The sequence below is a fragment of the Pseudomonas sp. N2-3-1-14 genome (assembly GCF_041228395.1).
Taxonomy (GTDB): Bacteria; Pseudomonadota; Gammaproteobacteria; order Pseudomonadales; family Pseudomonadaceae; genus Aquipseudomonas.
Genome location: NZ_CP166199.1, coordinates 4151759 through 4170641, shown reverse-complemented (window position 1 = coordinate 4170641; position 18883 = coordinate 4151759). Strand labels below are relative to the sequence as shown.

The window sequence follows — 18883 nt, the reverse complement described above, 5'->3', positions numbered from 1 at the left end:
GCGATTTCATTTGCCTGCGAGGCAGGCTAATCCAAACCCAAGGGGTGCATCAACGTGGCAGAAGAAAACGAAATCGACCTGGAAAACCCGGCAATCAAGGCCGCTATCGCGACTGCCGTTGAAGCCTCTGTTTCCGGTTTGAAAACCAAGAACTCGGAGTTGCTGGGCAAGCTCAAGGAAACTTCCGGCAAGCTGACCCAGTTCGAAACCCAGTTTGAAGGCATCGACATCGACGCCGTCAAAGGCCTGCTCAGTCGTGCGGGCCAGGACGAAGAAACCAAGCTGCTGACAGAGGGTAAGGTGGACGAGGTCTTCAACCGTCGCACCGAGCGCCTGCGTGGCGACTACGACAAGCAGTTGAAGACCATCAGCGAGCGCGCTGAGAAGGCTGAGTCTTTCGCTGCCAAGTTCCAGGGCAAAGTCCTGGGCGACTCGGTACGCGGCGCAGCACTGAAGGCCGGCGCGCTGCCGGAAGCAACAGACGACATCATCCTGCGCGCCAAAGGCGTGTTCACCCTCAACGAAGATGGCGATGCGGTCGCCGTTGATGAATCCGGCCAGGTCATCCTCGGTAAAGATGGCAAGACCCCTCTGACTCCGCTCGAATGGGCGGAATCTCTGCGTGAAAGCGCACCTCATCTGTGGCCAAGGGCTTCAGGAACATTTGCCCCGGGCGGGGGTGGCGGCAAGGCTGCATTCAAGCGCTCCGAAATGACCTCCGAGCAGAAGCGCGATTTTCAGCGCAAGCACGGCCAAACCGCATATCTCGCATTGCCCAAGTAAGGGGATTGACCCATGGCTACAACCGTTAACAGCGACCTGATCATCTACAACGATGAGGCGCAAACCGCATACCTGGAGCGTGTCCAGGACAACCTGGATGTGTTCAACGCATCGTCCAATGGCGCGATGGTGCTGGACAACGAGCTGATCGAAGGCGACTTCCGCAAACGCGCTCTCTACAAGCTGAACGGCTCTCTGGAGCACCGCGACGTCAACTCTGACGGCAAGGTAACTGCCAAGAAAATCAGCGCCGGTGAAGCTGTCGGCGTCAAAGCTCCCTGGAAGTACGGCCCGTACCAGACCACCGAAGAGGCGTTCAAGCGCCGCGGCCGTCCGGTCGAGGAGTTCTCCCAGATCGTTGGTGCTGACGTAGCAGACGCGACGCTGGAAGGCTTCATCCAATACGCAACAGCTGGCCTTCGTGCCGCCATCGGCTCCAACGCTGACATGGTGGTTTCGGCCAACATCGAAACCGACGGCAAGAAGACGCTGACCCGTGGCATGCGCAAGTTCGGTGACAAGTTCGGCCGGATCGCTCTGTGGGTGATGCACTCCAGCGCTTACTTCGACATCGTCGACGAAGCGATCACCAACAAGATCTACGAAGAGGCCGGTGTCGTGATCTACGGCGGCCTGCCGGGCACGTTGGGCAAGCCTGTACTGGTGACCGACACCGCGCCGGCGGACGTGATTTTCGGCCTGCTGCCTAACGCCGTGACCATTACCGAGTCGCAGGCCCCGGGCTTCCGTTCCTATGAAGTGAACGACGAAGAAAACCTGAGCATCGGCTACCGCGCGGAAGGCACCGTGAATATCGATGTGCTGGGTTACAGCTGGAAAGCCACCACTGGCGGTTCCAACCCAACCCTGGCTGCAGTCGGTTCAGCTGCCAACTGGATTAAGCATGCGGGCAGCAACAAAGTCACCGCCGGCGTGATGATCACGCTGACCGCAACGCCTCCTGTTACTGGCGGTTAAACCTCAAACTCAACGCGCGGTCAGCAATGGCCGCCTTGGAGAAACACATGGAACTGACTTACAGCAACCAGCTGAGCGGCTTCGACCCGGAGAAGCGTTACCGCAATCCGGAACACTTCGATAAGCCCGAGGCCGGTGTGACCAGTGTGCTGGTGATTGGCGATTGGCCTGGCGTGGTAGAAGCGTATCAAGCGGCCGGCATCGACGTGTCAGTGAGGGAAGCCAAACGGGTGCAGATTGTTGGTGCGGGCAGCCAGTCCGAACTGGAAAAGGTGATCTTGTCTTTGCGTGCTGAGCATGGATCGATTCAGATACTTGTTGACGGCCTGGAGGCTGGCGAGATTAACCGCCCCGAATCCGGCGAGCTGGCGCTGCGCTTGTTTGAAGTGCTGAGCACCATCCATGCCTCGGTTGGTGAGCTGACGACTGAGCGTGACGGCCTGGCCTTGAATGTCGACGCACTTCGCGGAGAGGTTGAAGCGCTGAAGAAGTCTGCCCTCACTCCGCCGGCTGACGAGGCCGGTGAAATCGCGGCGCTGAAAGCAAAGCTCGATGAGGCCAAGGTCCAGTATCGGGCAAACGTCTCCAAAGAATCCCTGGAAAAGCTCGTCGCTGAGCTGCCCAAGGAGTAATACTGCTGGCTGTCGCTGTTCCGGCGGCCATTTTTCAAAACATGCCAGCGAGTTGACGTATGACACTCATCATCGAGGACGGTACCGGCAAGCCTGACGCCGAAAGCTACGCGAGCGCCGAGGACCTGGCCATGTATGCCGTGAAGTTCGGCACGGTCATCCCCGCAGGCGTTCCCGAGCAGGAAGCGTTGCTGCGCCGGGCCGCCTTGGCGATGGATGGCATGACCTGGAAGGGAAGCAAGACGAATAGCGAGCAGGGACTGTCCTGGCCGCGCCGGGAAGTGCTGCTGGATCACGAGATCAAGCCGAACAACTACCTGCCGGCGCGTATTCAGTACGGCCAAATGGCGCTGGCCGCCGAGATCCATCAGGACGATATTGACCCGGTGGAGAAGCGGAAAGGAGCGGTGACGCTGGAGCGTGTTGAAGGTGCGGTCACCCGCGAATACGCGACGATTTCCAACACCAGTGGCCGACTGTTGCCGGCGGCGCCTGATCGACCGAGCGCTACGCAGTTTGCCGACTACTTACAAAAGCGCGGGTTGTTCGCGATCCGCGCATAGCTGTAACGGAGACCACCATGGCCACCTTCTACGACGAAATGGCCGTGATGGCTCTGGATATGATCACAGAGTTCGGCCAGCCCGTGACCATCAGCAAGACGGAGCCGGGCGAGTACGACCCGGACATCGGCGGCGAAGCGCCTGGCGCAACTGTTGACCAAATCGCCCAAGGCCTCCTGCTCGACTTCACCGGCCTAGAATTCCAGAACAACAGCCTCATCCGGCAAGGCGACAAGAAGCTCAAGATCGCTGCGCAGGGTTTGGCCTGGGTGCCAGGCCTACTCGACAAAGTGGTCGTCCAGGGGCGTACCTGGTCAATTATTCCTCCGCTGAAAGAGGTCAACCCAGCCGGGACGCCAATCCTGTATGAGCTGCAGGTGCGCTCGTGAGCCGGGCAGGCGCTGGCCAGTCAGGCAGCTTCGCCCTGAGCTTGGCCGAGTTCGCCGCCCAGGCCAGTGAAGCAATCGACGCGAGCCTGCGTGAAATCATCATCGAGATTGGCAGCAGCATCATCCGCATGTCGCCGGTGGGCAACCCTGAGATATGGGCCGCGAACGTCGCTCACCGGGAATCCAATGCCCGCGCTGCCGATGACTACGACTTCAAAGTCGCCATCCGCAACACGCTCATCAACCTGAACGAGTCGAACTTCACGAAGGCAGGCAACCTCAAGCGCGGCGTGAAATATGCCAAGCCTCTAACGAAGGCCGAGCGCCACCAGAACTTCAACGTGAATGGCCTGGTCGCCGGTCAGGACCATGTCGGCGGCCGATTTCGGGCGAACTGGAATTTCTCTATTGGCTCTGTCGACAACAGCTTCCGCATTCACCCGGACCCGACAGGAGCTGAGGCGAATGCGCGGCTTGTGGCGGGCGCCATTGAGTTTAAGGCCGGCGAAACGGCTTTCATCGTAAACAACTTGCCCTACGCGATTCCGCTGGAGTTCGGCCATTCCACCCAGGCCCCCGGCGGCATGGTCCGGGTAACCGTGGCTCGCTTTCAGCAGATCGTGCTGGAGGCCATCAGGAACAACCAGGTATGAGTCACGCACGCGCCCGTCAGGCAATCGAAACGAAGCTGGCCGCATGGGCGGCTGCGCGCCCGATACGAGTGGCCTACCCAAACCAGCCTTTTACGCCAAGCGCTTCTGAAACGTACCTGCGAGCTTTCCAACTGCCGGCCAGCACAATCTGCCGCTATCTCGGCGGGGATGCCTACGAGTACGCCGGTGTTTATCAGGTCAGCATCGTCTGCCCCTCGGCGCAGGCCATGGCCACCGCCGAAGCGCTTATTGACGAACTGACCCGGCTGTTTCGCGTCGACACGCCACTGGCCCGCAACGGTTTCGAGGGCTTGATCACCGAGCCAGTAGATCAAGGACCAACTATTACCGAGTCGGCGACCTACACGGTCCCGGCCAGCTTCACCTATCTGGGTGTCGCAGACCAACCGCCCGCTGGGGCATAACCTACCGCCGTCAGGCGGGCACTCAAGAGGAAATACACCATGGCCGCACGCTTCCCGCTGCCGAACGGCGCTGTGCTGGAGATCGCCAGAGTTTTGGGATCTGCTGTCCCATTCACCGCCTTGACCAATGCCAAACCGCCAGTCGCTGCATCTGTTGGACACAGCATTGAAATGGGCGACATCTTGCTGGTCAACTCTGGCTGGGCGCTCATCAATGATCGCGCTGTAAAAGCATCCGGGATTACTGCCGATGCCTTTTCCTTGGCTGGCCTCAACACCACCAACACAGACAAGTACACCGTCGGCGCAGGTGCCGGCTCAGTGATTCCTGTGTCCGGCTGGACGCAGATCTCGAAGGTCACGTCCTTCACATCGTCCGGCGGTGAGCAGCAGTACCAAACTGTCGGCTATCTGGAAGACGATGACGACAAACAGTTCCCGACCAACCGCAACCCCACCACGATCACCATCGTAGTAGAGGACCAGCCGACAGCTCAGTATGTGGAAACCGTCGAAGGTTATGACGACACCAAGGAGCTGGCGGTCGTCCGCATGAAGCTGCGTAACGGTGATCAGATCCTCTATCCGGGCTATGTGAGCATCACCCCTGACCCGACCATGGAGCGCAACAACGTCATGACGCGCACGATCAGCATTGGGCTTTCCGCTCGTTCGCTTCGTTATCTGGCTGGCGCATAAGGACTTCCCATGGCAAAGATCAGGATCGCCCAGAACCCTACATTCAAGGCATTCGTGCAGATTCCAATTGTCGGGGAGGAGCCCGAAAAAATTGAGTTCACCTTCAAGTATCGGGATCGGCCGGGACTTGCCGCCCTGTTTGATGATTGGAGCGCGAAGGGCAAGGAGATGCGCGCCAGTTTCGTTGAAGAGACCACATTGTCTAATGTTGTCTCTGCCGAGACCGAGCTTCAGGTGCAGCAAATCAAGGATCTCGTCGTCGGTTGGGGCTTCGATGACAAGTTCGACGACAAGAGCATCCATGCTCTTGTGAAGTCCTGTTATGGCACCGCCGAGGCGGTAATCAACGCCTACCAGAGCGCTTTTAGCCAGGCGCGCCTGGGAAACTGAGGGCGGCAGCCAAAGCAATGTACGAAAGCGGCCCATCTGCTGAGCAGTTGGGTGTTCTCGGGCTGACGGCTGCCGACCTTGACGATGAGGATGTCGAGGTCTGGCCCTGCAACTGGCCGGCGTTCTTCCTGTTCAGCCGGATGTCGACTCAGTGGCGCGCGGGCTCCGGCGGCGCGATCGGTCTCGACTACAACTGCATCCGCGACGTGGCCGGCTTCCTCGGTATCAAGAAAAAGAAACTCGCTGAAATCTTCCCTGACCTTCAGGTGCTGGAAGGCGAAGCCCTGCGCGTCATGGCGGAGGAAAGGGAAAACAGCCCGTGAGCACGGGCACTTATTCAAGGTGAGTCGATGAACATTGCAGAACTCGGCGTCAAGATCGACTCGGCCGATGCAATCCAGGCTAAAGCGAGCCTGGATGATATGGCGAAGGCCGGCGGCCGGGCCGAGCAGTCCGCCGTTTCGCTGATGAACGAAATGCAGGCGCTGGAGAAGTCGCTTTCCACCAGCGCCAAGACTACGCAGGACCTGGCAAAGCAGCGTGACGCGCTCACCAAGTTGACCAAGACCGGCGCCTACGGCGAGGCCGAGGCGGCGAAGATCTCGGCGCAGCTCGATAAGCAGCAAATCGCCTTGGCCAAGTCTGCAATGGACGAACAGAAGGCCCTGAACAGCCTGCTGGGTGCCATTGACCCGGCCCGCGCCGCATTGGCCAAGCTGGATACCCAGGTCGAGCAACTGGGCAAGCACCTGGATGCGGGCCGTATCAACCAAGAGCAATACAACCAAGCCCTAAAGAAGATCGATGGCAAGTATGCCGAGATCGACAAGACAAGTTCGGCGTTTGCCGGCCTCGGACTGAACACCAAGGCCGCCCGGCAGAACGTGGTTCAGCTGGGAAACGCTCTGGCTGAAGGCAACATCCGCGTTGCAGCGCACAACATTCTGGAGCTGGGGACCAATGCCGGTTCATCGGCAATTCGGATCGCGGCAATGGCCGCGCCTATTGGGCTGGCTGTCGCAGCGGTCGGCGCACTCGCTTATGGATTTGTTCAGGGTAGAGCCGAAACCGACAATTACAACAAGTCGCTGATCCTCACCGGCAACTACGCAGGCGTCAGTGCCGGACAGCTCGGCGATATGGCGCGCCAGGTCAGCGCTACTGTCGGATCTACGGGGCAAGCAGCCTCTGTCCTGGCCCTGCTGGCTGACAACGGAAAGATCGCAGGTGCGAGCTTTACCGAGATCACTCAGGCCGCCGTGTCGATGCAGGAAGCCACTGGCAAAGCTGTGAGTGAGACAGTAGGGGAGTTCTCCAAGCTGGCGGACGACCCTGTCAAGGCGTCCGCCGCGCTAAACGAGCAGTACCACTACCTGACTGCCTCGGTTTACTCGCAAATCGTGGCCCTGGAAAAGCAAGGCGATCACGCCGGCGCCGTGAAGCTCGCGACCGATGCCTACGCTGATGCGATCAATGAGCGCACTCCAAAGATTCTGGCAAACCTCAGTCTTTGGGAGAAGGCGTACAACGCCGTGGCGCGCGCCGCCGACGGGATCAAGAATATTGGTCGTCGCGACATCAACGCGGATATTGAAAGCGCGAAGGCGGACCTGCTTGAAGCGCATAACATGGACGGTTTGTTCCAAAACAAAAAGTCCAAAGACGCGCTGATTGAGTTTCGGCAAGATCGCCTGAATATGCTGGAAGATGAGAAGGCGGCCCAAGCCGATATCGCGAAGTGGGAGGGTGACCAAGCCAAGGCCCAAGGCGAAGCCGTATCATCGATGGCTAAAATCGATGCTTTGACTAAATCGTCATGGACGAATGAGCAGAAACGCGCCGACGCCCTCAAGGACTACAAGAAACAGCTCGACGATATCCGCAAGGTAGCGCCGAACGATCCTCGCCTGGCTCAGGCAACGGTCGACAAAAACATCGCCAATATCAACGACAAGTTCAAAGACCCGAAGGCCGCCGGTTCCCAGGTGGACTTAACCAGTTTCAACAACGCTAAGAACGACCTGTCGGCGATCACCGACACCTACAAAAATTACCAGAAGGAACTGGAAGCGGCTCAAAAGGCTGGCTTGCTGTCCGAGGAAGACTATCTGCTGCGGCGCCAGGCGCTTATCGGCAATCAGCTCGACCAGACAACGGCGGCCTACGAGGCCGAGATCGCCGCCCTTGAAGCCGCAAAGGGGATGAAGACCACGTTGGCCGCGCAGACCATCCAGCTCGACCAGAAGATCGCTGACGCGCGAGCGGGAATGGTCAAGGCACAGAAGGACGCTGATAGCCAGCTTGAAGTGCTGGCGACCAACGAGACCGGGCGCCTGGCGAAGCAAGAGCGCGCGATCAGCACCTACGTGCAGGCACTGGGGCAGCAACAACGAGCCCTGGAGCTTGCCGGCAGCGCGCCGTGATTGGCGTAGGCCAGGGTGACCGTCAGAACGCACTCAGCGGCGAACTGAACAACCAACAGGACCGATTTGCTCAGCAGTCGCTGGAGCTTGCCAACCAGAAGTCTGACCCGTCGCGGAACATGTCGGAGGAAGAGTTCAAGCGTAAGTCGCAAGCGCTCGCCGACGCGAATAAAGCTGCCACTGACCAGATTCGGCAGAACTACGCGGATGTGGAGAGCGCCCAGGGCGACTGGACGAAGGGCGCGACAGCGGCTTGGGACAACTATTTGGATTCGGCGCGGAACATCGCCGGGCAGACGAAAAGCCTGTTCGGCAACGCCTTCAGTTCGATGGAAGACGCGGTAGTCAACTTCGCCATGACTGGTAAAGCATCGTTCTCGGACTTTGCAAAATCGATCCTGGCTGACATGGCGCGCATAGCAACGCGTCAGGCCAGCTCGGCATTACTGAGCAGCCTGGTGGGTTCCGCGGCGAGTTACTTGGGCGGCAGTGCCGCCGTTGGCAATGGGCTGGCTGCTGGATCAGCTGGTGCCGCGTCTTCAAACCTTGGCGCCTCGGCTGGCGGCTATTCCGGGTCCTACTTCCCGCAAGCATTGGGCGGCGCCTGGTCGGGCGGAGTGCAGATGTTCGCCGACGGCGGCGCTTTCACCAACTCGGTCGTCAGTAAACCCACAGCTTTTGGCATGGCCAACGGCAAAACCGGCGTTATGGGGGAGGCTGGAGCAGAGGCGATCATGCCACTGACTCGCACATCCAGCGGCAAGCTGGGTGTTATGGCCATGGGCGGTGGCGGGGCGGGTGCAACGCAGATCAACGTCGCGGTGCATATCGACGGAGACGGCAACGCATCATCCTCCGCCGACGCGCCTGGCTACGACCTGTTCGGCAAGGAGCTGGCGGCTTTTGTGGAGCAGAAGTACCAGCAGATGCGCAACAAGGACATGGGCCAGGGCGGCGTTATCAACAAAGCAATCAAGGGACGCTGATGGCAATCGAACGATTTACATGGGCAACGGAGAAGGGCGCGGAAGGGGAGATTACCCAGCGCGTCCGGACCAAAAAGTTCGGCGATGGCTATGAGCAGTCGGTCGAGGATGGACTGAACAATCAGTCGGAATCCTGGCCGGTGACGTTTACCGGTATGGGCACGCGAATCCTGGAGATCAGGAAGTTCCTCGACAGGCATAAGGGGGCAAAAGGCTTTCTCTGGACGCCGCCCCTCGGCGAGCTTGGCCTCTACAAGTGCAACGGCTACAAGCCAGTGCACCGCGGCGGCCAGGTCTACGCCATCACCGCTACCTTCCAGCAAACCTTTCATCCCTGAGATAACCACCCATGGCACTGATCACGGACATCCAGAAACTGGAGCCCGGCGGCGAGATTCGCCTGTTCGAAATTGACGGTACCGAATACGGCGCCGATTACCTGCGCTTCCACGGTCATGCTATCCCGCACACGCCGGACGAACTATTGGCATACGAGGGATCAGAAGCCGATCTGCCGGCTAAGTCGATTTGGTGGCAGGGTGCCGAGTACGCGGCCTGGCCGGTGCAAATTGAAGGTATCGGTTCCAGCAGCGACGGAACAGCCACTCGCCCGACATTTGCCGCCGGCAACATCAATGGGCGTGTCACAGCGCTGTGCCTGGCGTTCGAGGACCTGCTGAAGTTCAAGCTCACTGTCCGCGAGACGTTGGCGCAGTATCTGGATGCAGCGAACTACCCGGAGGGCAATCCGACTGCAGACTCGACCCAGGAGGCGCTGGAGATCTGGTACATCGACCAGAAGACCAGCGAGGACGGCGAGGCGGTGGTCTGGGAGCTGTCGTCTCCTGGTGAGATCGACAACCATGGACTTCCCGGGCGCCAGATGACGACGTTCTGCCACTGGGCCATGACCAATGGTTACCGAGGGCCGGACTGCGGCTACACCGGCGCGGCCATGTTCGACGACGAAGACAACCCCACGGATGATCCGGCCAAGGATCAGTGCAAGGGCTGCCTGTCGTCCTGCAAGTTGCGATTCGGCGAGAACAACGAACTGTCCTTTGGCGGATTCCCCGCCGTGTCTCTCATTGCCCGGAGCTGACCATGCGCAAGCACATCATTGCGGCCATCCAGGCGCATGCGGCGACGGAGTATCCGCGAGAGTGCTGCGGCCTGCTGTTGGCCGTGGGCCGCGCGCAGAAGTACTTCCCGTGCCGGAACATAGCCAAGGAGCCGAACGAAGAGTTCCGGCTTGACCCCGAGGACTACGCCGCGGCGGAAGACTTGGGCGAGGTGATCGGCATCGTCCACTCGCACCCGGACGCCACCAGCAGGCCCTCACCGCATGACTTGGCCATGTGTGAGGCCACGGCTTTGCCATGGCACATCCTGTCTTGGCCCGAGGGTGACTTGCGCACGATTACGCCGGCGGGTAGCACGCCGCTGCTCAAGCGCCCGTTCGTGCACGGCGCTTGGGACTGTTGGCAGGTTTGCGCCGATTGGTATCAGCGGGAATGGGGGCTGAAGTTTGAAGCCTTCCAGCGCGTCGATGGCTGGTGGGAGAGTGCAGAGAACGTAAGCCTGTACGAGCAGCATTACGCGGCAGCCGGCTTTGTGCGAGTCGACCGGCCACAGCGCGGCGACCTAATCGTCATGCATGTCGGGCGGACTGTTCACCCGAACCACGCTGGGATTTACCTGGGCACAGACCCGGCACTGCCCGATGAAGAGTCGGGTACGTTCGGCATCGGTCCATTCCTACTACACCATCTTTACGGAAGGCCATCTGAGATCATTGTCTTTGGCGGATCTTGGTATGACCGAACCAGCTTGATTCTCCGGCACAAAGACGCCATGAGCCAATTGAAATAATTTTATTTAGCGCCAGAGTCGCTGAATTCTGCAGCCTCTGGATGTTGCAGCATCGTCGCTCAACTATACTGTGCACAGCAAAACCGTTTTCCCCTCGGATGTCCTCAATTTTCGCCAGAAGATGCCGATAGGACTGGTGTGATCACAGAGGCGATTTCCTATGTTCAACGCTAACCTTAAGAAACAGCTTCAATTTCAAAATAATGAGCTGTTGGAGCTGCGCCAGCTGCGCGATGGCCTTAACCGTGAAATGTTAACTTTGAGTATCGACTCAACGTTTAGAATTACGGCATGTAACGACAATTTTGGAAAAGCACTGGGCTATGCTCCGGATAGTCTTTTAGGTCGCGCAATGGCAGAGATTGTGCCGCAGTACGTATCCAAACTAGAGTGCTTTCATAACTTCCGATCCGCGGTTGCCGCAGGCAGATCGATCACCGACGATTATAGGTACCTTCATGCTGATGGCTCATTAGTCTGGATTCATGCACATTGGCAGCCAATCAAAGATGAGAGTGGCCAGTTGAGTCATGTTACTTGCTACGCTACTAACATTACTTCTCGAGTAGAAAAAGCTTCGGAAAATGCGTCATTTATTGAGGCGCTACTACGTTCTACAGCGGTGATCGAGTTCGATCTCTCTGGAAATGTACTGATGGCAAATGATCAGTTTTTACAAGCTATGGGCTACAGCCTAAAACAAGCAAAAGGGAGCCATCACCGAGTTTTCTGTAAACCAGAGCAAGTTTCATCCCAGGAATACAAGGATTTCTGGTCAGCGTTGAATAGAGGTGAGTTTATTGCCGGCCGATTCGAGCGCTTAGACAGCCGCGGCCAAACGGTGTGGCTGGAAGCAACCTACAACCCTGTTTACGACACCGAAGGTAAACTTTGTAAAGTAGTAAAGTTCGCGACTGTGGTGACGGATCAGGTGGCCCGTGAGCAAGAAGTCAGCGGGGCAGCCCAAACAGCGTTTGAGATATCCCAGCAAACTGATATCAGCGCACAGCGAGGAGCTGTTGTCGTAAACGACACTATGCACACAATGCGTAAAATCGCCGCTGACATGCAGGCAGCCTCTGGGGGAGTAGAAGCGCTGGGCAAACAGTCATTGTTGATCAGCTCGATTATTCAGACGATTAGCAGCATCGCTCAGCAAACCAATCTTCTGGCTTTAAACGCTGCGATTGAAGCCGCTCGCGCAGGTGAGCAGGGTCGAGGCTTTGCCGTTGTGGCCGACGAGGTTCGACAATTGGCTGGGCGAACCAGCACGGCGACAGAAGAAATCGCATCGGTAGTTTTACAGAATCAGAAGCTGGTAGATGAGACCGTCACTGAAATGGCGAATAGCAAATCACAAGCTGAACAGGGCCTTGAGCTCGCCACCCAGGCAGGTCAGGTCATTGTCGAAATTCAGGATGGTGCGAAGCGAGTGGTCGACGCGGTGGGCAGGTTTGCGACCCAGGTTGCTTAGCGAACGAGGTGGTCCGGTAAGGCTGCCATTTTGAGGGCTAGGTTCATTCGTTGGAGAGTAACTTTAAATCGGCCCAGAGGCGTAGCTTCTGAGACAACGCACTATTTGTTGGTGAGTTACTGGATCGCCAGTAAGAGACTGGCGGTACTTAAACTAGCGCGTATTGCAGCGCATCAAATTGATCAAGGCTCGTTTCTGCGGGCCTTTTTATTGCCTGGAGAAAAGCAAATGGCGGCACTTGCCGTTAATTATCAGCCTATGACCACGATCCTGCTCTACGGACAGCTTCGTCAGTTTGGTAAGTCCTTTCGGATGGCCGTAAGGACGCCGGCAGAAGCAGTTAAGGCCCTGTGCGTGCAAATTCCAGGGTTCGAGCGATTCTTGTCCAACGCGAAGTCCCGTGGGATCGAGTTCGCCGTATTTCGCGGCAAGACAAACCTAGCTGAGAAGGAACTTGAGTTCTCGGGGGAGGGTGATATTCGCATTGCCCCGGTGATAACCGGCAGTAAGCGCGGCGGAGCGCTGCAAACCATTGTCGGCGCAGTACTGATCGTTGTCGGGCTGGTCATCACCGGCGGAACCTTTGGCGCGGGGGCACCGTTTGGCTCAGCCTTGATCATGATGGGCGGTTCGATGGTGCTGGGCGGCGTTATCCAAATGCTCAGCCCCCAGGCCGGCGGCCTCAAGACCAGTGCGGCGCCGGAGAATACTCCCGGCTACGCCTTCGGTAGCGCGAAGAACACCACGGCATCCGGCAACCCGGCAGCACTGTGTGCCGGCCGCCGACGCTGGGGCGGCGCGATCATCAGTGCCGAAATCTACGCGGAAGACCAAATGTAGCCCGCACCTGCTGAACAGCGCCGCCCCTTGAGGCGGTTTTTTATTGCCTGGAGGAAAGCATGGGCGCAGCAAAGAAGCTCGACATCTACGGCGCCAAGGGTGGTTCCGAGAAACCGAAAATACCAACCGAAGCGCCGGACAGTCTGCGCTCTGTTGCTATCGCGAAAATGCTGATCGCGGTGGGCGAGGGTGAGTTCGAAGGCATACCGACGGCGCGCGACATCTATCTCGACAACACCCCCCTGCAAGACCCTCAGGGAAACATCAATTTCCCGAATGTGAAGTGGGAGTGGCGAGCAGGAGCGGTAGACCAAACCTACATCCAGGGCATTCCATCTGTCGCGAACGAAACCACTATTGGCACCGAGTTGCGTAGCGGTACTCCATGGGTCCGTTCCATCAGCAACACACAGCTCTCGGCTGTGCGCGTGCGCTTTGCATGGCCGGCGCTTCAATCTGTGGATGCTGGCAGCAACATCAATGGTTACGCGATCGGCTACAAGATCGAGTTGGCCACTGACGGCGGCGCCTACCAGGAAGTGCTGAGCGAGGGGGTTTCCGGAAAGACCACCAGCCTGTACGAGCGCAGCCGGCGAATCGATCTGCCGCGCGCAACGGCTGGATGGTTGCTGAAGATCACCCGGCTGACGTCCAACCAGAACAACAACAAAATCTCCGATACGATGCAGATCGCCGGTTTCACCGAGGTGATCGACGCAAAGATTCGTTACCCAAATACGGCCCTACTTTTCATCGAGTTTTCGGCCGAGCAGTTCCGCAATATTCCAGCGGTAACGCTCGAGTGTGATGGCCGAAAATGGCAGGTGCCGAGTAACTATGATCCCCGATCGCGTAGCTACACAGGTGTCTGGGATGGGACGTTCAAGGAGGCTTGGACGGACAACCCTGTCTGGCACACCTACGGCATCACAACAAACGACCGTTTCGGCCTGGGCCGCCGCATCAAGCCGTGGATGGTCGACAAGTGGGAGCTGTACCGCATCTCGCAGTATTGTGACCAGCTGGTGCCGGACGGGAAGGGTGGCCAGGAGCCGCGCTTCATCTGCAACTTGAACCTGCAGAGCAAGGCTGATGCCTGGTCGCTACTGCGCGATATCTCGGCGATCTACCGAGGGATGACCTACTGGGCTCAGGGCCAGGTATTCACCCTGTCGGATATGCCGCGAGCCACGGACTTCGACTTCGCTTACACCCGCGCAAGCGTGCTCGATGGCAAGTTCACCTATTCCAGCGCGTCGGAGCGCACCCGCTATACCCGCGCGCTGGTCAGCTACGACAACCCGCTGAACAACTACGACACCGACGTCACGGCGGTGACTGACCAGAAGCTGCAGCGGCGCTATGGCGACAATCCGTTGGAGATCAGCGCGATTGGCTGCACCCGCGAATCCGAGGCCCAGCGCCGTGGTAAGTGGGCGCTGCTCACAAACTCCAAGGATCGGGCGGTCACCTTCAAGGTCGGCCTCGACGGGCGTATCCCGCTGCCCGGCTACGTAATTCCGATCGCTGACGAACTGCTGGCCGGTCGGCCGGTGGGCGGGCGCATCTCGGCTGTGAATGGCAAGGTCATCACCCTGGACCGCGACACCCAGGCCAAGCCCGGCGACCGGTTGATCCTCAACCTGCCTGATGGCAAGTGTGAGGGGCGGACTGTGCAACTGGTGAGTGGCCGGAAAGTCACGGTGACCGTGGCTTATTCCGTGACGCCCGAAGCTGAACTGGTGTGGGCGCTGGATGCCGACGACTTGGCGATCCCGCTGTATCGGGTCGTGAGCGTGGCCCGGCCAGAGCCTGGCGTGTTCGAGATCTCGGCCGTGCAGTACGACCCGAGCAAGTTTGCGCACATCGACACCGGCGCGCGCCTGGAAGATCGGCCGATCAGCGTTATCCCGATCACCGTGGTTCCGGCGCCGGCCAGCGTCACCCTGACATCGAGCTATGCCGTAAATCAGGGCATCGCGATCAGCACCATGGACATCTCGTGGCCAGCCGTCATCGGCGCCGTCGCGTACGACGTGGAGTGGCGTAAGGACAGCGGCAACTGGATCAAGGTGCAGCGCACTGGCTCGACCAGCGTCGACGTCACCGGCATCTACTCGGGCGCCTACCTGGCTCGCGTGCGCTCGGTGAGCGCCTTTGAAATTTCCTCAGTCTGGAAGAGTTCGAACCTCACCAAACTGCAAGGCAAAACTGGCCTGCCGCCGCCGGTGTCGTTCCTGACCACCACCAGTCTGGTCTACGGCATCGGCATTCAGTGGGGATTCCCGCCGGGCGCCGAAGACACTCAGCGGTCTGAGCTTTGGTATAGCCAAGCGCCTGACCTGGGCACCGCGACCAAGCTGAGCGACTTCAGCTACCCGCAGGCCAAACATGAGATGCACAGCTTGCTGGCCGGTGCGAGCTTGTTCTTTTGGGCGCGCCTGGTGGACCGCACCGGCAACGTTGGGCCGTTCTGGCCGATCCCGGGCGCAGTGAATGGCCGTGCTAGCTCTGATCAGACCGAGTACGACAAGTATTTCGCCGAGAAGATCGGCAAGGGGGCGCTGTACCAGAGCCTGCGTGAGGAGATCGATCTGATCACTGGCGACGGCCCTGGCTCGGTCAATGACCGATTGGATAAGGCCAGGCAGGAGTTGGAAGAACTTATATCTGAAGTGGTCGACGCTCTGGAATACGTGCCGAGCAAAACCTACGTCAAGGGCGATATGGTTCGCGTGGGTCAGCAGCTATTCCAGGCGACAACCGCAGTCCCTGTCAATACGACGCCGCCGAACGCCAACTACTGGTTCAACTTGGGCACCATCGCCGAAACCAATGCAGCTATGGCCCTGGAGATCAGCAAGAACAAGGCAGCTATCGGGGACGTGGACGGGAAGGTCACGGCCACCGCCGAGCGCCTGGACGGGGTGTACGCGCTTGTGAAGTCCGACTCAGCAGGCTCAGAGGAGGGGAGCGCTGGCGACAGCACTTCCTCCGCGGGAGCATGGTCTTTGATGTCTGTGATCGCAGAGCGTGATTTTGCGCAATCTGTACGCACAGACATTGTTGAGGCCAATGTCGCGAATAACGCGGCGAGCATTCTGGATGTGTCTAGGGCAGCGGCTACGGCTACGACCGCAGTCGCAGAGCGAGTAACGACGCTAGGAGCAAAGGTCGACAGCAATGAAGCTGCGTTCAAATCCACAACAACCACGCTTGCTGCCACGGATCAGGCGCTTAGCGAGAGGATCGACACCGTGCAGGCTAGCTCGGGGCGAAATACAGCGGCCATTCAGGAGACGAACCAGGTTGTCGCCACCACCAATGGAAAAGTGTCGGCAATGGTCACTCTCAAGGCTCAGACAATAGTTGGCGGTAAGACGGTAACTTCCGGGTTTGCGTTTGGATCGGATGGAGAGCAGTCGGAGTTCCTCATATTCGCGCAGCGATTCGCGGTGGTCGATGAGGTAAGCGGTCAGTTGGTGCCGATGTTCGTGGTACAGAACAATCAGGTCGTCCTCAACCAAGCAATTATCAGCAAGGCTTTCATCCAGGAAATCATTCTGGGTATGACACTGAGGTCTGAAGCTGTCGACCCTAAGGGGCGGCCACTGTTGGAGATCAACGTCAAGGCCGGGACCTTCACGCTGCGTAGTGCTGGCGCTGGTGCGTCAACGGTGCTCAACAATGACGGCATCACGGTGTACGACCCTAATGATGTTGATCGAGTCACGGTAGGGAGGCTTATGCCATGAATAATGGCATGCGTGTAAAGGGGGGCGATGGACAGGTCCAGCTCGACGATAGCGTGTTCACTTGTCGAATTGTCTACGCCGAAACTGTAAGCCCTAATACCTGGGCTCCGGGCACTTCATATATCGACGTGCCCATTGCTGACATTACGCCCCAGAACTCTATTGCCTTCTGCGTCCCCCTTGGACCAATAAACTACAACAGTGATCGTCAGCTTGAGCCTGAAGTGATAAATGGCGCTGCTCGGGTATGGAGGCGCATGAAAGGATATACGACAACAGCAAGCTGGATTTCATTGACGGCAATGACCTTAGTGGTAGTGAGGTTCAAATAAATGGCAGATTCCTACGGACTAATGTTTAAGGGGTCAGTCGATAACAGGGTGATTATCGATTCTGAGCGAACAAGGCTTTCTGTTATATGCAAGGGGAGATACAACAATAACTCTGGACTATTTGCAATAACCTCGTTTCCATTCACCATCACGTCGATCTTGCCGCCCTTTGTTTTCATTCGGCCAGATCCTGTATCGGGCCAAATAGGCATGTCTCGCGCCGAAGTTCTCGGAAGCGCTGGCGCATGGACGGGGTTTCAGATTAGGGCTTACGACAACTCAAGTGTACGGCCTAATGGTCAATATTTCGCGGCTGGGTTTGGTGCTGAAATCCTGAGCGATTACGGAATAAGGCTTCGAGATGGTTCCAGAAAGATTATTTTCGACACAGGCACGCCCACAGCGCTTTTCTCAAACTCAAATTCTACTTGGACTTTCACGGGGAGCGGCTCAACGGCTCAGGGTCAGAGTATTAACTTCTTCTCATCTCCTTTTGTCCTTTCAGATAATGAATACGTGCTTATAAATACAATGAGCATGCCTGTAACTAGGTCGCTTCAACAACAAAGCGACCTTCAGTTTATTTGGGATTACCCGAATAAGCGCATGATTGCGGCCGTTATTTACATTCCAGGATACAACACGACCTCTTTAGGTATATCGACGATGACCGCCAAGATGGTGGTATAGGGAGAACTTATGGCTAGGCAAGAAATTATCCTCGGTACTCCGCCACAAGGTCTAGGTGGTGATCCACCTCGGACTGCGAGCACGAAGATCAACGCTATGTCGACGGAGCTTTATGCGGCCCTCGGCGGAACGGGTGGAACTCTCCCTTCCGCCTTACCAGTTGCTAAGGGTGGCACTGGCGTGACTGACGGCCGCGCTATATTCGCGGAGGTAGGCGTTCGGGAAGCATCAGGCCGGTACAACATCCAAGGTTTGTATATGGGCTGGAATGCTGGCGGGCTGGGGGAGGGGCACTTCATCGTAAACAAGGGTAATGGTGACGGTGGGTTCACTTGGCGATCTGTTAATGCAGATAACACAGCTGGTGGACCTTCTATGAGTTATTCATATGGAGGGACACTTAATGTCCCTACAAGTGTAGTAACCCCATATGCCAATGTCAGTATTTTAACAGTGTCGAACGAGGTTAATACACCAATCGCTGCTCGTGGATACCGTACGCGTACAGGTGTTGGTGGTGTATATGGTGCAACATCTTACAACTTCAACTGGACCGGCTCCAACGTTGACGTGTACATCGGCGCAACGTACGTGGGCACCATGACACTGTTCGGCTCTGACTACCGCTTCAAGAAATACATCAAGGACGCGCCGAAGACATCTTACCTGGACCGTGTCGACGCTTACCGGATCGTCACCTACCAGCGCAAAAATTTCGGCGATGTGTTCAAAGGTGACAACGTCGTTTACCAAGGGCTGATCGCGCACGAGGCGCAGGAAGTCAATCCGCTTGCCGTCACCGGCGAAAAAGATGGGATTGGCGACGACGGCCAACCCCGCGTTCAGCAACTCGAACCGATGGCGTTGATCACGGACTTGATGGGGGCTGTCAAAGAATTGCGCGCAGAACTCGCTGCGTTGAAGGCTGCACAGGCTTAAGCAGAGCCCCCCACAAAAAAGCCCACCGATACCGCCTTGAGCGGTTTTTTTTCGCCTGGA

General features: G+C 57.8%; 19 protein-coding genes and 2 pseudogenes. All 21 read left to right on the top strand.

The window, feature by feature from the left end:
• The first annotated feature begins 54 nt into the window (after positions 1 to 54).
• The 21 genes and pseudogenes from AB5I78_RS19125 (at position 55) to AB5I78_RS19025 (ending at position 18823) form a co-directional block, all read left to right on the top strand.
• Complete coding sequence (locus AB5I78_RS19125) at positions 55 to 783, top strand: hypothetical protein (protein ID WP_017479625.1); 729 nt, start codon at positions 55 to 57, stop codon at positions 781 to 783.
• A gap of 12 nt (positions 784 to 795) precedes the next feature.
• Positions 796 to 1761, top strand: a complete 966-nt coding sequence (locus AB5I78_RS19120; protein WP_122822492.1) for a major capsid protein — start codon at positions 796 to 798, stop codon at positions 1759 to 1761.
• 47 nt (positions 1762 to 1808) lie between these two features.
• Positions 1809 to 2393, top strand: a complete 585-nt coding sequence (locus tag AB5I78_RS19115; protein WP_178119727.1) for a hypothetical protein — start codon at positions 1809 to 1811, stop codon at positions 2391 to 2393.
• Between the two features lie 59 nt (positions 2394 to 2452).
• On the top strand, positions 2453 to 2956 hold the full coding sequence (locus AB5I78_RS19110) for a DnaT-like ssDNA-binding protein (protein ID WP_145163883.1): 504 nt from the start codon (positions 2453 to 2455) through the stop codon (positions 2954 to 2956).
• A gap of 17 nt (positions 2957 to 2973) precedes the next feature.
• Positions 2974 to 3345, top strand: a complete 372-nt coding sequence (locus tag AB5I78_RS19105; RefSeq protein WP_369301035.1) for a hypothetical protein — start codon at positions 2974 to 2976, stop codon at positions 3343 to 3345.
• Positions 3342 to 3998 carry a hypothetical protein gene (locus AB5I78_RS19100; protein WP_369301033.1) on the top strand — a complete coding sequence of 219 codons (657 nt, stop codon included), beginning with the start codon at positions 3342 to 3344 and terminating at the stop codon, positions 3996 to 3998. The genes AB5I78_RS19105 and AB5I78_RS19100 overlap by 4 nt, the downstream gene beginning before the upstream one ends.
• Positions 3995 to 4423, top strand: a complete 429-nt coding sequence (locus AB5I78_RS19095) for a phage tail terminator-like protein (protein ID WP_369301032.1) — start codon at positions 3995 to 3997, stop codon at positions 4421 to 4423. The genes AB5I78_RS19100 and AB5I78_RS19095 overlap by 4 nt, the downstream gene beginning before the upstream one ends.
• A gap of 39 nt (positions 4424 to 4462) precedes the next feature.
• Positions 4463 to 5122 (top strand): phage tail protein, encoded by a 660-nt coding sequence (locus AB5I78_RS19090; protein ID WP_145163890.1) that lies wholly within the window; start codon positions 4463 to 4465, stop codon positions 5120 to 5122.
• Positions 5123 to 5131: 9 nt separating this feature from the next.
• Positions 5132 to 5512: a phage tail assembly chaperone gene (locus AB5I78_RS19085; RefSeq protein WP_369301031.1), complete on the top strand. Its 381-nt coding sequence runs from the start codon at positions 5132 to 5134 to the stop codon at positions 5510 to 5512.
• Between the two features lie 17 nt (positions 5513 to 5529).
• Complete coding sequence (locus tag AB5I78_RS19080) at positions 5530 to 5835, top strand: DUF1799 domain-containing protein (protein ID WP_242198619.1); 306 nt, start codon at positions 5530 to 5532, stop codon at positions 5833 to 5835.
• Positions 5836 to 5862: 27 nt separating this feature from the next.
• Positions 5863 to 7935, top strand: coding sequence for a phage tail length tape measure family protein (locus AB5I78_RS19075; RefSeq protein WP_370003282.1), 2073 nt, complete (start codon positions 5863 to 5865; stop codon positions 7933 to 7935).
• Positions 7914 to 8921: pseudogene (locus AB5I78_RS19070) on the top strand (phage tail tape measure protein); the annotation flags it as partial. The gene AB5I78_RS19075 and the pseudogene AB5I78_RS19070, both read left to right, overlap by 22 nt.
• Positions 8921 to 9259 (top strand): phage tail protein, encoded by a 339-nt coding sequence (locus AB5I78_RS19065; protein WP_145163896.1) that lies wholly within the window; start codon positions 8921 to 8923, stop codon positions 9257 to 9259. The pseudogene AB5I78_RS19070 and the gene AB5I78_RS19065, both read left to right, overlap by 1 nt.
• 11 nt (positions 9260 to 9270) lie before the next feature.
• Entirely contained in the window at positions 9271 to 10023 is a 753-nt protein-coding gene (locus AB5I78_RS19060; protein ID WP_145163898.1) for a phage minor tail protein L, read from the top strand.
• Between the two features lie 2 nt (positions 10024 to 10025).
• On the top strand, positions 10026 to 10793 hold the full coding sequence (locus AB5I78_RS19055; protein WP_145163900.1) for a C40 family peptidase: 768 nt from the start codon (positions 10026 to 10028) through the stop codon (positions 10791 to 10793).
• A 160-nt stretch (positions 10794 to 10953) separates the two neighbouring features.
• Positions 10954 to 11730, top strand: a pseudogene (locus AB5I78_RS19050) (PAS domain-containing protein); the annotation flags it as partial.
• Positions 11731 to 11829: 99 nt separating this feature from the next.
• Positions 11830 to 12267, top strand: a complete 438-nt coding sequence (locus tag AB5I78_RS19045) for a methyl-accepting chemotaxis protein (protein WP_250212154.1) — start codon at positions 11830 to 11832, stop codon at positions 12265 to 12267.
• 228 nt (positions 12268 to 12495) lie between these two features.
• The gene (locus tag AB5I78_RS19040; RefSeq protein WP_145164116.1) at positions 12496 to 13107 is read left to right on the top strand and encodes a tail assembly protein; all 612 of its coding nucleotides are present in this window, start codon (positions 12496 to 12498) and stop codon (positions 13105 to 13107) included.
• Positions 13108 to 13166: 59 nt separating this feature from the next.
• Positions 13167 to 16862, top strand: a complete 3696-nt coding sequence (locus AB5I78_RS19035) for a phage tail protein (RefSeq protein WP_369301028.1) — start codon at positions 13167 to 13169, stop codon at positions 16860 to 16862.
• Positions 16863 to 17194: 332 nt separating this feature from the next.
• The gene (locus AB5I78_RS19030; protein WP_214247846.1) at positions 17195 to 17884 is read left to right on the top strand and encodes a hypothetical protein; all 690 of its coding nucleotides are present in this window, start codon (positions 17195 to 17197) and stop codon (positions 17882 to 17884) included.
• Between the two features lie 180 nt (positions 17885 to 18064).
• Positions 18065 to 18823: a tail fiber domain-containing protein gene (locus AB5I78_RS19025; RefSeq protein ID WP_370003278.1), complete on the top strand. Its 759-nt coding sequence runs from the start codon at positions 18065 to 18067 to the stop codon at positions 18821 to 18823.
• Positions 18824 to 18883 lie beyond the last annotated feature (60 nt).